This is a genomic window from Erwinia rhapontici (assembly GCF_012271765.1).
In the GTDB taxonomy this organism is placed as follows: Bacteria; Pseudomonadota; Gammaproteobacteria; order Enterobacterales; family Enterobacteriaceae; genus Erwinia; species Erwinia rhapontici.
The window spans coordinates 1-16,566 of record NZ_VRKO01000016.1 but is presented as its reverse complement, the minus strand read 5'-3'; the positions used below and the strand labels follow the sequence as shown (position 1 = coordinate 16,566).

The following is a 16,566-nucleotide window of genomic DNA, read 5'->3' as shown; positions in this document are numbered from 1 at the left end:
AAAAAAACAATGCCAAAAACGATTATTACCCCACCAGGCACCAGCGTACCGATCGCCCCTTTTGTTCCGGGAACGCTGGCCGATGGCGTGGTGTATGTCTCCGGCACGCTGCCGTTCGATAAAGACAATAATGTGGTTCACGTGGGAGATGCCGCCGCGCAAACCCGCCACGTGCTGGAAACGATTAAGAGCGTGATTGAAACCGCAGGCGGCACAATGGATGACGTGACATTTAACTCCATTTTTATTACCGACTGGAGTAACTACGCTGCCGTGAACGCGGTGTACGCAGACTATTTTCCCGGCGAAAAGCCCGCCCGCTTCTGCATTCAGTGCGGACTGGTGAAACCCGATGCGCTGATTGAAATCGCCAGCGTGGCGCATATCGGTAAATAAGGAGTGACTCATGCATATTGAGCTGTCAGGTCGCGATGAACCCGGGGCCAGAACCGTAGTGTTATCTGCCGGACTGGGCGGACTGGGGAGTTTCTGGTTGCCGCAAATGAATGCGCTACGCGCGGCATTTCGCGTGGTGGTTTACGACCAGCGCGGCACCGGAAAAAGTCCGGATACGCTGCCTGAAGGCTACAGTATGTCGCAGATGGCCAGTGAGCTGGCGATGCTGCTGGAACAGCACAATATTATGCAGTTCGATATAGTTGGCCATGCGCTCGGTGGCATGGTTGCCCTACAGCTGGCACTCGACTACCCCGAACGTGTGTCGCGGCTGGTGCTGGTTAACGGCTGGTTACAACTGGATGCACACACCCGTCGCTGTTTCCGCGTACGCCAGGATCTGCTGCTTAATGTCGGGGTCGAGGCTTATGTTCGTGCCCAGCCACTGTTTCTTTATCCCGCTGACTGGCTGTCGGAACATCAGGCACGTATTGAAGCTGAAGATACGCTGCATACGGCGCATTTTCAGGGTATGGATAACTTGCTCAAGCGCCTGCATGCGCTGATGGCCTGCGACTACAGTTCTCATGCCGCACAGATTACCCAGCCCGTGCTGTTGCTCTGTTCACGCGACGACCTGCTGGTGCCATGGACCTGTTCCGAACAACTGCTGGCAGCATTGCCGCACGCCACCCTGCAACGCATGAACTGGGGTGGCCACGCTATGAGTGTCACCGACGCTTCCACCTTTAATCACCTGCTGATGGGCTGGCTGCAAGATGACAGCCTGGCCGCGAATACCGCTGATATGGAGCCACTATGGCAGAAACCTTGAATACCCTGGCACCCACCCCGCCTGTCACCGGCGTGGAAAAGCAACAATTCCGCGATGCGATGGCACGCCTGGGTGCCGCCGTCAATATTATCACCACCGATGGCCCTGCCGGACGTGCCGGATTTACTGCCTCGGCGGTGTGTAGCGTCACCGACACGCCACCGACGCTGCTGGTGTGCCTGAACCGTTCCGCATCGGTGTATGAGACCTTCAGAGAAAACAGACAGCTTTGCGTGAATACGCTGGCGTCCGGTCATGAAGCGCTATCTAACCTGTTTGGCGGTAAAACGCCGATGGCCGAGCGATTTATCGCCGCTGACTGGTCAACGCAGGTCACCGGATCGCCGATCCTCAGCGGCGCACTGGTGTCGTTTGACTGTCTGGTGACACAGGTGATGAGCGTCGGCACCCACGATATTTTAGTGTGCGAGGCACAGGCACTGGTGTTCAGCGACAGCAATCATGGCCTGATCTATTTCGATCGTGGCTACCACCCGTTACCACAACGTAGTTTCTGATCCCGGGCTTTACTCGCCGGTCAATGCAGTGCTCACACTCTGGAGATAACGATGGCAGGTTCCTGGTTCCCTCAATGGTCGAAAACGACAGCGTCGACAACCGGTATTGTCGCGCCTGATGAAACACTGCCCCTCGGGCAAACGGTAGTGATGGGCCTGCAGCACGCGGTCGCCATGTTTGGTGCCACCGTGCTGATGCCTTTGCTGATGGGGCTGGACCCGAACCTGTCGATCCTGATGTCGGGCGTGGGTACGTTGCTGTTCTTCCTGATCACCGGAGGCCGCGTACCCAGTTATCTGGGCTCCAGCGCGGCGTTTGTGGGCGTGGTGATCGCCGTGACGGGCTTTAGCGGTCAGGGACTGAACCCGAACCTCAGCGTGGCGCTGGGTGGCATCATTGCCTGCGGTCTGGTTTACACCCTGATCGGTTTTGTGGTGATGAAAGCAGGCACCCGCTGGATAGAAAAATTGATGCCGCCCGTGGTGACGGGTGCCGTTGTCATGGCGATTGGTCTGAACCTGGCACCGATTGCCGTGCGCGGCGTTTCAGCCTCGATGTTCGATAGCTGGATGGCAGTCATGACCGTGTTGTGTATCGGCGTGGTCGCGGTATTCACCCGCGGCATGGTGCAGCGCCTGCTGATCCTCGTTGGGCTGATTGTCGCTTGGGCAATCTATGCGCTGCTGACCAACGGCTTTGGATTAGGGAAACCCGTCGACTTCAGCCTGCTGGCGAATGCCCCCTGGTTTGGCATGCCGCTGATCACCAGCCCGACGTTCAGTACTCAGGCCATGGTGATGATTGCGCCGGTGGCGGTCATTCTTGTGGCCGAGAACCTCGGACATATCAAGGCCGTAGCCGGTATGACCGGACGCAATCTTGACCCTTATATGGGCCGGGCATTTGTCGGTGACGGGGTGGCAACGATGTTATCCGGCGGCGTTGGCGGCAGCGGCGTCACCACTTACGCGGAAAATATCGGCGTGATGGCGGTGACGAAAGTTTACTCCACGCTGGTCTTTGTCGCCGCGGCTCTGATTGCCATGGTACTGGGCTTCTCACCCAAATTTGGCGCTCTGATTCATACCATCCCGGGGCCTGTTATTGGCGGCGCATCAATCGTTGTGTTTGGTTTGATTGCGGTAGCCGGTGCTCGCATTTGGGTACAGAACAATGTCGATCTCAGCCAGAATGGTAATCTGATTATGGTTGCCGTGACACTGGTACTGGGTGCGGGAGATTTCGCACTAAAAATCGGCAGCTTTACGCTCGGTGGGATCGGTACGGCAACGTTTGGGGCGATTTTACTGAACGCCCTACTCAGCCATAAACGCGCCGCCGCACTCAGCGGCAGTAGTGTAGTGCGTCAGGATCATTAATCCCTCTGTACGAATGTGCGGGTCGGGCATGTGTAGGACCGGGTACATAGGTAACAGATCAGACCGGGCACACAGGTAACACTTTTATGCCGGGTCGACCCTGATAATACGCTTTTCTGCCCGTTCATAGTAAGCCAGTATCAGCCGGTCGAAGAGGATGACATCCACGCCGTCATCCACTTCGACCAGCCTCACGTATTCTCCCCTCAGCGCTTCGCTCAGGAACATCCATTCATCCAGCTTTATCCCTCCCTTTGCCTGAACCCGCAGCAGCCTTGAGCCCTCCGGGTATTTCACCTCCGGTACCTCCCCGTCCCACCTCCGTGCTGACGGTGTCCATACCGTCGACGGCGTTTTTCCTCCGTGCGCCTCGTGCGGCCGTTCTGCGTTGAACTCTCGCCGGTATGCGTCGAACCACGCCTGCTGCTCTGCCTGCGTCGTGAAGATGTTGCCGCACGCCAGCGCACCCTTCAGTGAACGGTGCATCCGCTCATGCCGTCCGTTCTCTTCCGGATGCCCTTTCCTGATCCGTTCCGGCAGGATGCCCAGCTTTATCAGCCAGACGCTGAGCCGGCTCAGGCCGGCAATGCCCGTACCGGCGAAGGGATGCCCGTTGTCCGTGCGTATCACGTCCGGCAGCCCGTATTCCCGGAAGGCCCGCTCAAGATTCTGGCGGACGAACGCCCCGGTTTCACGGGTGCCTGCTTCACACGCCAGCAGGTAGCGGCTGAGGTTATCCGTCAGGGTGAAGGGCCGACAGAGGCTGCGGTCACGCAGACGGAACCAGCCCTTGAAGTCTGCGCTCCAGACCTGATTAACGCGGCAGATATCCGTCAGACCGGCGGCGTTACCGGGCGTGCGGCGGCGGACTTTACGGGGCGTGACCAGCCCTTCGCGGTCAAGCAGGCTGCCGATGGTGCTGGCGGCAGGAACGTGGCCGGGATGGCCCGTGTTAATCAGCCAGTGGCGCAGTTTTTTTGGTCCCCAGTCCGGGTGGGCGCGGCGCAGGGATATCAGGCACTGTGCCATGCCGGGAGGGATAACGCAGGATGAGGTGAGGCGCGCCCGGGAGAGGTTTTCAAGGGAGCGAAGGTCGCCGGGGTCAAAGCGTTCAATCCATTTGTAGCCGGTTTTGCGGCTGATGCCGAACTGGCGGCAAAGTGAAGCGACAGAGTGTGTGCCTGCGAGGCAGGCACGGATAAAATCGAGGCGTTGCATGGTAACAGTCTCAGTCCAGGGCATAGTGAGTCTCCTCCGCTATGCCGTTTATAACTGTTACCCATGTGGTCAGTCTAAAGTGTTACCCATGTGGTCGGTCTGTACCCATGCCCGACCCCTACACCTGAACAACGTAGGGGCGAGGCACGCCTCGCCCTGGGTTAATTTACGCGTTCTGCTCAACCCGGCGATCTTCCGCCATACAGGCCGCAGCCGTAAACAGAATGTCCGCCGATGAGTTCAGCGCGGTTTCAGCTGAATCCTGCAAGACCCCGATAATAAAGCCCACAGCCACCACTTGCATCGCCACTTCATTCGGTATCCCGAACATATTACAGGCGACCGGGATCAGCAGCAGCGAACCGCCCGCCACACCTGAAGCCCCGCAGGCACAAATCGACGCCACCAGGCTTAACAGAATAGCGGTACCCACATCGACATGGATCCCGAGCGTATTCACCGCTGCCAGCGTCAGCACGGTAATGGTGATCGATGCGCCCGCCATACTGATATTGGCGCCAATCGGAATGGACACCGAGTAAGTGTCTTCATCCAGACCCAGCTTTTTCGCCAGCGCCATATTCACCGGAATATTGGCGGCCGAGCTGCGGGTAAAGAAGGCGGTTACGCCGCTTTCACGCAGGCAGGTAAACACCAGCGGATACGGATTACGGCGGATCTGCCACCACACCAGCAGCGGGTTAAACACCAGCGCCATCAGCAGCATACAACCCAGCAGCAGGATCAGCAGGCTGGCATATTCCCACAGCGCATCAAAGCCGGTCGAGGCGAGAATCGATCCCACCAGGCCGAAAATCCCGATGGGCGCAAAGCGGATCACAATACGCACCAGACGCGTCACGGCATCGGAGGCATCATTGAGAAATGCACGGGTGGTATCGCTGCTGTGGCGGAATGCAAAGCCCAGACCGATAGCCCACACCAGGATGCCGATATAGTTGGCTTTCATCAGCGCTTCAATCGGGTTGGTGACCATGCTCATCAGCAGGCCACGCAGCACTTCAAGAATCCCGGACGGCGGCACAATCTCGGTGCTGGCGGCTTGTAATGTCAGCGTCTGCGGCAGCAGATGGCTGGCGACCACCGCCACAATGGCGGCACAGAAGGTACTGAGCAGATAGAGCATCACAATCGGGCGAATATTGGTTTTTTGTCCCTGCTGATGGTTAGCAATTGAGGCGATCACCAGTACCAGGACCAGCAAGGGGGCCACGGCTTTCAGTGCGCTGACAAACAGCTCACCCAGCAGGCCGACGGCCAGCGCATTGCTTTTTGAGAACCAGGCCAGGGCAATGCCGGCCACCAGCCCAATCATAATTTGTGTTACCAGGCTGCCCTGGAGCAGGCGCTGAACCAGCCCACGGTCACTGTTTTCTGTACGCATATTTTAAAATCGCTATCGTTATCGATGTTTCTGGGGTGTTTGCGCAGGGGAGTATAAGGAAATCATCTGACAGGGAAAGGGAAAAGTGCGTGTTTTTATGCCATCCACAACAAAAAGGGCCGATCGAAAAAGACGATCGGCCCCTGGATGTTTGCCGCTATCGATCAGGATGTCTTCTGATCGTTCCGATAGTTAACCACGGCATTAATGATCAGCGTCAGCGCCAGAATACCGCCCACAATGCCGAGTGAAATGGCGATGGGGATATGGAAGAAGTCGACAATCAACATCTTCACCCCGATAAACACCAGGATCACCGACAGGCCGTATTTCAGCATTGTGAAACGCTCTGCCACGTTTGCCAGCAGGAAGTACATGGCACGCAGGCCGAGGATCGCAAACAGGTTAGACGTCAGCACGATAAACGGATCGGTGGTCACCGCGAAAATAGCCGGAATACTGTCGACGGCGAAGATGACGTCGCTCAGCTCAACCATAATCAGCACCAGCAGCAGCGGTGTGGCAAACAGCACGCCATTCTTACGCACAAAGAAGCGTTCACCTTCGATTTTGTCCGTCATGCGCATACGACTACGCAGCCAGCGCACCAGCGGCTTATCGCCAATCGCGCTGTCATCTTCCTTCGCCAGCGCCATTTTGATCCCGGTAAACAGCAGGAATGCGCCGAAGATATAGAGCAGCCAGCTAAACTGGGTCACCAGCCAGCTTCCGGCAAAGATCATAATGGTACGCAGCACAATCGCGCCCAGCACGCCGTAGATCAGCACCCGGCGCTGCAATGCGGCCGGAACGGCAAAATAGCTAAACAGCATCAGCCAGACAAACACGTTGTCGACGGCCAGCGCTTTTTCAATCAGATAACCGGTGAGGAAGGCCAGCGCTTGCGCATCCGCGACTTCGCGCCCGGCGGTGCCGGTGAGATACCACCAGAAGGCAGCGTTAAATAACAGTGAGAGGGTGACCCAGACCAGCGACCAGGCGGCCGCTTGTTTCATGGTCATGGTGTGTGCGCCACGACGGCCCTGCAACAGCAGGTCAATCGCCAGCATAATCACGACAACGACAGCGAAGCTGCCCCAGAGTAACGGCGTACCGACAGTATTCATTTTTTTGCCCCAATAACAAAAATGGCCAACTACCCGTCATCTTTCATGCCGCAGATGCGTTGGCTGCCTTCACGAACTCCAGTCACTTACTGATGTAAGCTCATGGAGATTCACTCAGTTGCCGCCTTTCTGCGACCTGAAATCTATAGGGTATATCGGAAGGGATTAGCCACAATATTATTGATGCTGTAAGCAAACCTCGCCTTCCGGCAAGGTCTCACTTACAACCAGCATTTGGTTGCTCAGTAACCGGACATCATGTGGATGTCGTATTGACGATTAACTGACGAAGAAGTTACTCCCCTTTGCTGTTGCAAAAGATAGGCGGGCAGCCGCCGAAGGTCAATCTTCTTCAGTAATATTTAGAAATATTTACACAGTGGCATCGGCCGGGAAGATCACCCCGGTCTGGCGGCGGATCTCCGTCAACAGCTTCGCGGTGATGCGTGACGTTTCCAGTCCGGGGTGATCCCACTGATTATTCTCCACCAGGCGGGCAAAAACCTCCGCTTCATACAGCATGGTATTGATATGCTGCGGCTGCGTCAGATCCTGCGCTTTACCACCGCGCGGGATAAAGCTGACGCGCTGGCACTCAGACACCTGCTCAATCACCAGCGATCCCTCTTCACCCTGAATTTCGCTTGGCAGCGTAGACTGGCTGATTTTTGAGTGCTGTAAGGTCACGTCGAAATCGCCGTAGTTGAGGATCACCGTACCGTGACCATCAACGCCGCTCTCCAGCAGGCTGGCGCTGGCCATCACGTTGGCAGGTTCCCCCCACAGATTCACCGCCGTAGCGAGGCAGTAATAGCCGATATCCATGATTGAGCCGTTAGACCATGCCGGATTAAAGGTGTTGGGATTCTCGCCATCCAGATAACGCTGATAGCGGGAGGAGTACTGGCAGTAATTGATCAAGGCTTTGCGCAGCGTGCCCACTTTCGGCAGCGCCTGTTGCAGCGTGAGGAAGTTCGGCACGCTGGCGGTTTTAAAGGCTTCAAACAGCACCACCTGATGTTCAGCGGCGCAGGCGATCATGGCTTCAACCTCGCGCAGATTCGAGGCCAGCGGCTTTTCGCAGATTACGTGCTTACGGTGGCGTAGGAACAGCAGTGACTGTGGACAGTGCAGAGCGTTGGGGCTGGCGATGTAGACGGCATCAATAGCATCGGATTCGGCCATCTCCTCCAGCGAATCAAACAGCTTTTCTACCGGATAGTCGCTGGCGAAGGTCTTTGCCTGTGCCAGCGAGCGTGAATAAACGGCGGTCAGCTTCATTTTTCCGGTTTCATGGGCAGCATCGACAAACTGACGGGTGATCCAGTTGGTTCCAACGACGGCAAAGCGAATCATAGTGTTCCTGTGCGGCTGAGTGAACGAAAAAGCAGATTACCATCTGTGTGCAGCCTGGCAATGACTAAAAGGAGTGATTTGATTTTTCAGCTCACCTCTCGCACCATACAGAAAATCATCCCGAGGGAACCCGATGAGCGTTCGCAGCCCGCAGAGTAAACATGCACTTAACTGGACCAGTATTCTGGTGGCGATCCCGGTCGGGCTGGTGGCCTCCCTGGTGACGCTGGGCTTTCGTGAAGCGATAAACCTGATTGATGGTCTGGTGTTTAATGGACAAACCGATATTACCCAGGCGATGCGTGTTTACCCCTGGTACTGCTGGCCGCTGATTGTCGGTGCGGGGGGGCTGATTGCCGGTTTCCTGCTGCGTTATGCCACCGCCATTGAGCAAAAGCAGACGGTGCGAACCGATTATCTGGAAGTGATTAACGCCCAGCTGGATGCGGTGCCCACGCGCACCTCGCTGTTTCGCGGGCTGTCATCGCTGGCGAGTATCAGCAGCGGCGCGTCTATCGGGCGTGAAGGGCCGATGGTGCAGCTGTCGGCGCTGGCAGGCAGCCTGATGGGGCGCTGGTGGTTCAAATCGCTGCCGCTGAAAAACAGTGACGTGGTGGCGATGGCTGCTGCCGCCGGGCTGGCCTCGGTGTACCATGCGCCGCTGGCGTCGGCGATTTTTGTCGCGGAAATCGCTTTCGGTATCTCTGCCATGCAGCGTCTGATCCCCCTGATTATCGCGTCCGGCGTGGCGGTGCTGACCATGTGGTCCCTCGGGCACCGTTCGGCAATGTACCCGTTTTCCCACAGCCAGTTTGATCTGACGCCCGGCAGTATTGCGCTAACCGTGGTCATCGGGTTGCTGGCGGGTTTGCTGGGCTGGGGCATGCTGTGGTTGATTGGTCAGAGTAAGCGCTGCTTCGCGCCCATTCGCAGCCTGCCGCTACGCCTCGGCCTTGGCGGACTGCTGGTGGGCGCGCTGGCGATTGGCAGCACCCAGATCCTCGGTAACGGCTATGAAGTGATTGTGCGCATTATGGCGGGGGATTTCCTGCTGCCGATGCTGCTGGCACTGCTGCTGCTGAAGATGCTGGCCACGGCGATCTCCGTCGGTTCCAATGCTGTGGGCGGCCTGTTTACTCCGGCGCTGTTGATTGGTGCACTGATGGGGGAAATGGTGGCGTTGCTGGCCGCCGCCGCCGGATTACCGGTTGGCAATGCCGAAGTGTTTGCCGCCGTGGGGATGGGCGCGGTGCTGGCGTCCGTCAGTCAGGCGCCGCTGATGGCGATGCTGATGGTGCTGGAGATGACGCTCAACAGCAGCCTGCTGTTCCCGGCAATGATCGCCAGCGTACTGGCTTCCATGACCGTCTACCGTCTGCACTCCAGCAGCACCTACTCGGTAATGACCCGCCACTTCAGCCGCTCTGACGCCAAGTTTGATTTTGATAACGGCATTATTTCGCAGTTTATCGTCTCCGGCGCGGCGCTGACGCCACAGGATTCTGTCGGTAAAGCGCTGGCGGTCAGCTCACTCAAGCGTGAACGCTTTGTCTATGTGATTGGCGAGCAAGGGGAGTTTATTGGCGCGGTGTCGATCCACGATATCTCGCATAAGGTTCTGGATAAAGAGATCACCCTGACCTCCCCGGTCAGCTGTGTGGTCGACACCCAATTCCCCACGGTTTACGAGAACCAGACCATCAAAGAAGGCTGGGAAGCGTTCGCGCGCGTCACGCTGGAGCGCCTGCCGGTGCTGAATAATCCGCTGGAGCGGAAATATCTGGGGGCGCTGACCAAAACCAGTTTGATCCAGCAGGCGAAAGATTTTATATAAGTAAAACAGCGCTATCGGGCGGTGCCTGTATAATGCTCACCTTGCCCCTTTCTTTATTTTAAGGACGAAATCATGTTATTCCCTGCACGTTTTCGCTGGCTGCTGTTGCTGCCTGTGATGTTCTGGCTTTCCGGCTGCGACTATAACCAAATCCAGCAGCGCGACGAAGCCGTCTCCACTGAATGGTCAGAAGTGTTGAACCAGTATCAACGCCGTGCCGACCTGATCCCGAATCTGGTGGCCACGGCAAAAGCCAGCGCCAGCCATGAAGCCGAGGTGTTTAAAAGCATCGCCGACGCCCGCGCGAAAATCGGCAGCCTGACCCAGGTACAAAATGCCCCGGAAGATGCGCAGACCATGCAGGCTTTCCAGCAGTCGCAGTCAGAGCTGAGTAGCGCGATGTCGCGCCTGCTGGTGATCAGCGAACGCTATCCTGATTTGAAAGCGGATCAGATGTTTAACAACCTGATGGTGCAGCTGGAAGGTACGGAAAACCGTATTGCCGTGGCGCGCCAGCGCTATGTCCGTGCGGTGCAGGACTACAACCTGATGATCCGCCAGTTCCCGGGTTCACTGACCGCCAAAGTGATGGGCTACCAGCGTAAAGAAAATTTCCAGCCGGAAAATGTGGCGCAGATATCCACCGCCCCTCAAGTGGATTTTTCACAGCCTGCCCGCGCGAAATAAGGGATCACCATGCGATTTTTCACCCTGATCCTGCTAGCGGTGCTGCCCCTGACCAGTCTGGCCGCGACAGTGGCCGTACCGACATTGCAGCAGCGCGTGACGGATGACGCGGGCGTACTGAGCGCCACGGATGTCCAGCAGATTACGACTCAGATAGTGGCGCTGGAGAAAAAAACCGGCCACCAGCTTGCGGTGCTGACCGTCGATACTACCGGGGATGACAGCATTGAGCAGTTTGCCACGCGGGTATTCGATGCCTGGAAACTCGGTGACAAACAGCGCGATGACGGCCTGCTGCTGGTGATGGCGAAAACCGACCGCACGGTGCGCATTGAGGTCGGCTACGGGCTGGAAGGGGATTTCACCGATGTGCAGGCCGCACAGGTGATCAACGGCAGCATCATTCCTCACTTTAAACAGGGGGAAATGGGCCCCGGATTAGTCGCCGGTGTGCAGAGTATTTCACGCCAGCTGGGCGTCCCGGTCGAGGGCGATGCCCCGGCAACGCCACCGCGTCCGCTGGCTGAACCTGCTCCGACAGTATCTAATGACGCCATTACCCTGTCCGGCGGCAGCGTCGGTCTCTGGCTACTGGGCATGATAGTGCTGCCGTTCTTCTTCCTGCGCCGCAACCCGCTGCTGAGGGCGCTTTTTGTCAGCGGGATTGTCACCGGTATTTCGTTGATCAGCACGCTGCTGTCCTCAGGTATCGAGGCTGTAAATGGTGATAATGTCGGCCTGCTGTTTGGCGGCAGCCTGATGGTACAGATGCTTATCTCATCGCTAATTGGCACCCTGCTGGGCGGTGGCGGTAGCCGCGATCGTTCTGACGACAGTTCTGACTCCCGCTCCAGTCATAGCCGGGATTCCGACAGCAGTGATGACGGCTTCAGCGGTGGCGGCGGTCGCAGCGGCGGCGGCGGCGCATCGGGGAAATGGTAACGCTCTAGCGCGTGAGGGTTTACCCCTCACGTCCTTCCAGCGCCTGTGCGGTCAGCCACAGGCGCGTATCGAACTCCAGCTGGTGATACTGCGGCTCCATATGGCAGCAGAGCTGGTAAAACGCCTTGTTGTGGTCTTTCTCTTAGTCTAAAATTTTTTTAATGTATTGTAGATAAGTAAGTTGTGTTTTAGTTATGATATGTTTATATTTTACAACAACTAAACTGGAGTTTTCATAATGGATGTTTTTTTGAACCTATGTATCTAGTATTAGAATATGTTGGTTTTTAATTGATTCTCTTATTTTCCTAATTCCCCCAGTTTCTCATATGGATTTCCTTTGTTATTTTTTACTCTTGTAATTTGAATTATTTTCTTGGTGTTTCTTATGGGTTATCTACTATATAACACCGCCATAATTGTTTTTCTTTATGGACTACATGAAATGCAACTAATTTCTCTAAGAATTGAAAAGCTTTTTGACAACTTTGACTACTTGATACCATTAGATAATAGAAAAGTGTCATTCCTGACCGGGCCTAACGGTTATGGTAAAACTATTATTTTAAATATTATTAAATCAATATCTAAAGGTGAGCTTTATTTATTTAAAAACCTACCTTTTAAAAACATAAAACTGTCAACAACATCTGGATTTGTTGAGTTAATAAAGACAAGGAGTAGCATAAAGGTTATTTTAAATAAAAATGAAGAAGTTAGGGAGAAGTTAATATCTTTGATTGTTGACGGCTTTGAAGGTGATGATGGTTTATTTTCTGGTGAAAATGAAGTTATAGATGATGGAATATCTAGTGTTACAGGGCATGGGCCCGATAGTGATAGGTTTATTAAGATTTTCTATAATCTTAATAAATCCATATCAGATAAAAAGAAGAAAAGTGAAAGTAATTTCAATGTGAAATTTTTAAAGTCTAATTTTCCAGATGATTTTATTTTTTTCATTAAAGCTGAACGTTTAGATAATTTAGGTGGCAATGTTAGTATAATTGACAATCGAGCGGAAATGTTAAGGGAGTTAATTAATGAGGTTAATGACCAGTCGGCTGCTATTTCTCAAAAACTTGATTCTACATTTCCGTCGAGGCTTTTTTCATCATTGAAAAAAAGTAAATCCCCTAACCGTTCTTTTCTCCGTGAGCGTCTGTTTACTCTACAAGAAAGAAGAAAGTTATATATGGCTAGTGGTTTGATTGAATCTGAGGATGTCATAAGTGCAGACTATGACAATGAAACTCTGGACAGTTCTGAATTTTATACTGTGCTGGATTTACATATATCGGATGCTTTTCAAAAGCTCGAGCCTCTTGAGAATCTCTACACAAAAATAAAACTTTTTGAGAGTTCTATCAAAGATAAAGTGATGGCGAACAAGAGCGTTATTATCTCTAAAGAAAAAGGTTTTTATTTTAATGGCGTGAATAATAACGTTATAGATAGGAACGTACTTTCGTCTGGAGAACAAAATCAAATTGTAATATTGTTTGATTTGATTTTTAACGCAAATAAACACAAGTTAATATTGATAGATGAGCCTGAAAATTCATTGCATATTGCTTGGCAGCAGGATTTTCTTACATCAATAAATAAAATCATAGCACTTAATGATTTCTCACAAGTTATCATTGCAACACATTCAACTAGCATAATCGATCATGACTGGGAGTCGGTGACTGATCTTTACAAATTATCACAAGGGAGGTGATGCGATATGTTTTCTTTGGATGAAATAGATAGGGACGGTAATTGGATCGATAGAATGACTATGCTCTTTAGAAATCCTATGAATGAGCATAAAATTCTCCTTCTTCTTGAGGGACAAACTGATTTGGCATTTTTTAAACTTTATAAGTGCCACGATAGAATAATTTATGATTCACCTTGCAGTGGGAAGCCAGAGGTTATTAAAGCCGTTCGTGAACTTCGTTTGCGGGATGTGCTGAAGGTTTATGGAATTTGTGATGCTGATTTTGACCATATTCAAGGTGTAACATATGAGCATGTTTACTTTACTGATTTTCATGATCTTGAAATGATGCTTGTTCAGGGGGGAGTTATTGATAAGTTTATTGATAATTTCACCGATTATGATAGCGTTCGTCCATTTTCTTCCGATCAGTTTAAGGATTCATTAAAGAAATCAATTATGGATGCATGTTACAAAATTGGCATGTTGAAATGGTTAAATTGCAGAGAGTCATTGAACCTTAACTTTAAGGGTATGAATCACTCGGAGTTTATCACCGTTAGTAATGAGTGTGTTAATATTGATCTGGATATTTTTATCAATAGGATTGTTATTTGTAGTGAACGAATTACAGTTTCAAAAGAATATCTAAAAGATGGAATTGAAAAGCTAACGGCAATGAATGCTGATCAATTGCATATATGCAATGGACATGATTTTATGCATATATTGTTAATTGTATATCGTCAAGGTTTTTCCCGTGGAAGGAATCTAAAATTTTCGTCTGTTGAGCATATGATGCGGTTGGCATATTCAACTGAAAAATTTATAGAAACCTCATTGAATAGAAATATAGAGTCGGTCTTAGTGGCCTGAGACTATCAGTAATTATTTTTCTGTCGATGATATATCTGGTTAGGTAATTATTGGGTCGTTTTTCCTAATGTAGATTTATTAGCCACCCCTAAGGAATGAGGTGGCGATTTTTCATGTGTCTGAATGCTATGGTTAATCTATACATATTTTCTAACCTAGCGCTGGGTAAAATTGGGGGGATTGAAGTATCCTGACCGGCTTCAACACTTTCCTCTTACCCCTCACGTCCTTCCAGCGCCTGTGCGGTCAGCCACAGGCGCGTATCGAACTCCAACTGGTGATACTGCGGCTCCATATGGCAGCAGAGCTGGTAAAACGCCTTGTTGTGGTCTTTCTCTTTGATATGCGCCAGCTCATGGACCACGATCATGCGCAGAAATGCTTCCGGGGCCTGTTTAAAAATCGTCGCCACGCGGATCTCCGCTTTGGCTTTCAGCTTGCCGCCCTGCACGCGAGATATCGCCGTATGTAACCCCAGCGCATGTTTCATGACCTTAATCTTACTGTCATAAATCACCTTGTTGAGCGGCGGCGCATTGCGCAGCGACTGGTTCTTTAAATCCAGTGCGTAGTCATAGAGCGCTTTGTCGCTGGTGATGCTGTGCATAGAGGGATAACGCTGGTTCAGCACCTCTGACAGGCGCTGTTGCTCAATCAGCGTGCGGACCTGTGACAGCAGCGATTCAGGGTAACCTTGTAGATAAATAAGCGACGACATGCGGACTCCGGTGAAGAAAAACGTTTACTGTGCGCCCGTTTTAGGGGATAAAACGCGGGAATTTTACCACTAAGGTGATCCCATGAGCCAACTCGAACTAAGCAACCGCATGCTGACGCTGCATCGTTTTCCCCAAATGCGCGAAGAAAGCCCGTTGCAGGCCTGGGATGCGGCCGACGAATATGTGTTGCAGCATCTGGGCGATGCCCCGGTCAGCGGCCCAACGCTGATCTTCAATGACACCTTTGGCGCGCTGGCCTGTGCGCTGGCGGGTGAGGGTGTTTACAGCATCAGCGACTCCTGGCTGAACCAGCAGGCGACACGCCAGAATCTGGCGCTGAATCACCTCGATGAAGCCGATGTACAGCTGCTCGACAGTTTGAGCCCGCTTCCTGCGGCACCGGCACGTGTCCTGATTAAAGTCCCGAAAACCCTCGCCCTGCTGGAATACCAGCTGCGTGCGTTGCGTGATGTCGTGACCCCGGAAACCCAGATTATTGCCGCCGGTAAAGCGAAAGATATCCATACCTCGACGTTGCAGCTGTTTGAAAAAGTGCTGGGCCCCACCACCACCTCGCTGGCACGCAAAAAAGCACGCCTGATCTTCGGTACTTTTAGCGCACCGGAGCTGAAAGAAAGTGATGTGATTACCACCTGGCCGCTGGACGGTACGCCATACCAGATCCACAACCATGCCAACGTCTTTTCCCGTGGCGGGCTGGATGTGGGGGCGCGCTTCTTCTTACAGCATCTGCCCTCCGATCTGGAAGGTGAGATTGCCGACCTGGGCTGTGGCAATGGTGTGATTGGCCTGATGGCGTTACAACAGAACCCGCTGGCGCAGGTCCATTTCATTGATGAATCCTATATGGCGGTCGCTTCCAGCCGGATGAACATTGAAGTGAACTCTCCACAGGATCGGGATCGCACGACGTTCCACGTTAACAATTCGCTGGCGGGCTATCCGTCAGACCGCCTGCATGCGGTGCTGTGTAACCCGCCGTTCCACCAGCAGAGTGCGGTCACCGACCATATTGCCTGGCAGATGCTGCGTGATGCACGCCGTTGCCTGCAAGATGGCGGCGAACTGCGTATTGTCGGTAACCGTCATCTCGACAATTACCACAAAATGAAAAAGCTATTTGGTAACTGCACCACCGTGGCAAGCAACCAGAAATTTGTGGTGTTACGTTCGGTGAAGATGCCTTAACCCGTTAGCCTGCGGGTCTGGCATGCCCGACCCCTACGCACACCGCATTCCGTAAACTGTACTCCTTAGGGGTGAGGCACGCCTCGCCCGCGCCCTCAATCCGCGTCGGCCTGCGGGTCGGGCATGCCCGACCCCTACGCACACCGCATTCCGTAAACTGTACTCCTTAGGGGTGAGGCACGCCTCGCCCGCGCCCTCAATCCGCGTCGGCCTGCGGGTCGGGCATGCCCGACCCCTACGCACACCGCATTCCGTAAACCGCATTCCGTAGGGGCGAGGCACGGGTACAGACCGACCACATGGGTAACACTTTAGACTGACCACATGGGTAACAGTTATAAACGGCATAGCGGAGGAGA

General features: G+C 53.3%; 15 protein-coding genes and 1 pseudogene. 10 read left to right on the top strand and 6 right to left on the bottom strand.

Annotated elements, in window-relative coordinates; genetic code table 11:
* Positions 1-9: 9 nt before the first annotated feature.
* From rutC to rutG, 4 genes are read left to right on the top strand one after another with little or no spacing between them, the layout of a single operon-like run.
* Positions 10-396, top strand: coding sequence for a pyrimidine utilization protein C (rutC, locus tag FVB43_RS16900; protein ID WP_133840972.1), 387 nt, complete (start codon positions 10-12; stop codon positions 394-396).
* Between the two features lie 10 nt (positions 397-406).
* Positions 407-1,231 carry a pyrimidine utilization protein D gene (gene rutD / locus FVB43_RS16895; RefSeq protein WP_133840973.1) on the top strand — a complete coding sequence of 275 codons (825 nt, stop codon included), beginning with the start codon at positions 407-409 and terminating at the stop codon, positions 1,229-1,231.
* Positions 1,216-1,749, top strand: a complete 534-nt coding sequence (rutF, locus tag FVB43_RS16890) for an NADH-dependent FMN reductase RutF (RefSeq protein ID WP_133840974.1) — start codon at positions 1,216-1,218, stop codon at positions 1,747-1,749. Before rutD ends, rutF begins: the two co-directional genes overlap by 16 nt.
* A 51-nt stretch (positions 1,750-1,800) precedes the next feature.
* Positions 1,801-3,129 carry a pyrimidine utilization transport protein G gene (gene rutG / locus FVB43_RS16885; protein ID WP_133840975.1) on the top strand — a complete coding sequence of 443 codons (1,329 nt, stop codon included), beginning with the start codon at positions 1,801-1,803 and terminating at the stop codon, positions 3,127-3,129.
* 84 nt (positions 3,130-3,213) lie between these two features.
* On the opposite strand, the gene FVB43_RS16880 is transcribed toward rutG, so the two are convergent.
* The 4 genes from FVB43_RS16880 to FVB43_RS16865 all read right to left on the bottom strand — a co-directional run bounded on the left by FVB43_RS16880 (position 3,214) and on the right by FVB43_RS16865 (position 8,235).
* On the bottom strand, positions 3,214-4,371 hold the full coding sequence (locus FVB43_RS16880) for an integrase core domain-containing protein (protein ID WP_167864349.1): 1,158 nt from the start codon (positions 4,369-4,371) through the stop codon (positions 3,214-3,216).
* A gap of 142 nt (positions 4,372-4,513) precedes the next feature.
* Positions 4,514-5,752: a serine/threonine transporter SstT gene (sstT, locus tag FVB43_RS16875; protein WP_133842492.1), complete on the bottom strand. Its 1,239-nt coding sequence runs from the start codon at positions 5,750-5,752 to the stop codon at positions 4,514-4,516.
* A 164-nt stretch (positions 5,753-5,916) separates the two neighbouring features.
* The gene (locus FVB43_RS16870; RefSeq protein ID WP_133842491.1) at positions 5,917-6,879 is read right to left on the bottom strand and encodes a TerC family protein; all 963 of its coding nucleotides are present in this window, start codon (positions 6,877-6,879) and stop codon (positions 5,917-5,919) included.
* Positions 6,880-7,251: 372 nt separating this feature from the next.
* The gene (locus tag FVB43_RS16865) at positions 7,252-8,235 is read right to left on the bottom strand and encodes a Gfo/Idh/MocA family protein (RefSeq protein WP_167864348.1); all 984 of its coding nucleotides are present in this window, start codon (positions 8,233-8,235) and stop codon (positions 7,252-7,254) included.
* A gap of 133 nt (positions 8,236-8,368) precedes the next feature.
* On the opposite strand from FVB43_RS16865, the gene FVB43_RS16860 reads away from it, so the two are divergent.
* The 3 genes from FVB43_RS16860 to FVB43_RS16850 all read left to right on the top strand — a co-directional run bounded on the left by FVB43_RS16860 (position 8,369) and on the right by FVB43_RS16850 (position 11,698).
* Positions 8,369-10,069, top strand: coding sequence for a chloride channel protein (locus tag FVB43_RS16860; protein ID WP_167864347.1), 1,701 nt, complete (start codon positions 8,369-8,371; stop codon positions 10,067-10,069).
* A 72-nt stretch (positions 10,070-10,141) separates the two neighbouring features.
* Complete coding sequence (locus FVB43_RS16855; protein WP_167864346.1) at positions 10,142-10,756, top strand: LemA family protein; 615 nt, start codon at positions 10,142-10,144, stop codon at positions 10,754-10,756.
* A gap of 9 nt (positions 10,757-10,765) precedes the next feature.
* Positions 10,766-11,698, top strand: a complete 933-nt coding sequence (locus FVB43_RS16850; RefSeq protein WP_167864345.1) for a TPM domain-containing protein — start codon at positions 10,766-10,768, stop codon at positions 11,696-11,698.
* 19 nt (positions 11,699-11,717) lie between these two features.
* On the opposite strand, the pseudogene FVB43_RS16845 reads toward FVB43_RS16850, so the two are convergent.
* Positions 11,718-11,840 (bottom strand): annotated as a pseudogene (locus FVB43_RS16845) (metal-dependent hydrolase); the annotation flags it as partial.
* A 303-nt stretch (positions 11,841-12,143) separates the two neighbouring features.
* Between FVB43_RS16845 and FVB43_RS16840 the strand changes: the two are divergent.
* Entirely contained in the window at positions 12,144-13,421 is a 1,278-nt protein-coding gene (locus FVB43_RS16840) for an AAA family ATPase (RefSeq protein ID WP_167864344.1), read from the top strand.
* A gap of 6 nt (positions 13,422-13,427) precedes the next feature.
* Positions 13,428-14,279 carry a DUF4435 domain-containing protein gene (locus tag FVB43_RS16835; protein ID WP_167864343.1) on the top strand — a complete coding sequence of 284 codons (852 nt, stop codon included), beginning with the start codon at positions 13,428-13,430 and terminating at the stop codon, positions 14,277-14,279.
* Between the two features lie 214 nt (positions 14,280-14,493).
* Here FVB43_RS16835 and FVB43_RS16830 read toward each other — a convergent pair whose 3' ends face one another.
* On the bottom strand, positions 14,494-14,997 hold the full coding sequence (locus FVB43_RS16830) for a M48 metallopeptidase family protein (protein ID WP_159336820.1): 504 nt from the start codon (positions 14,995-14,997) through the stop codon (positions 14,494-14,496).
* A gap of 82 nt (positions 14,998-15,079) precedes the next feature.
* Here FVB43_RS16830 and rlmG point away from each other — a divergent pair, with 82 nt between their 5' ends.
* A complete protein-coding gene (rlmG, locus tag FVB43_RS16825; protein ID WP_167864342.1) occupies positions 15,080-16,207 on the top strand; it encodes a 23S rRNA (guanine(1835)-N(2))-methyltransferase RlmG in 1,128 nt (375 codons plus the stop codon).
* Positions 16,208-16,566: the final 359 nt, after the last annotated feature.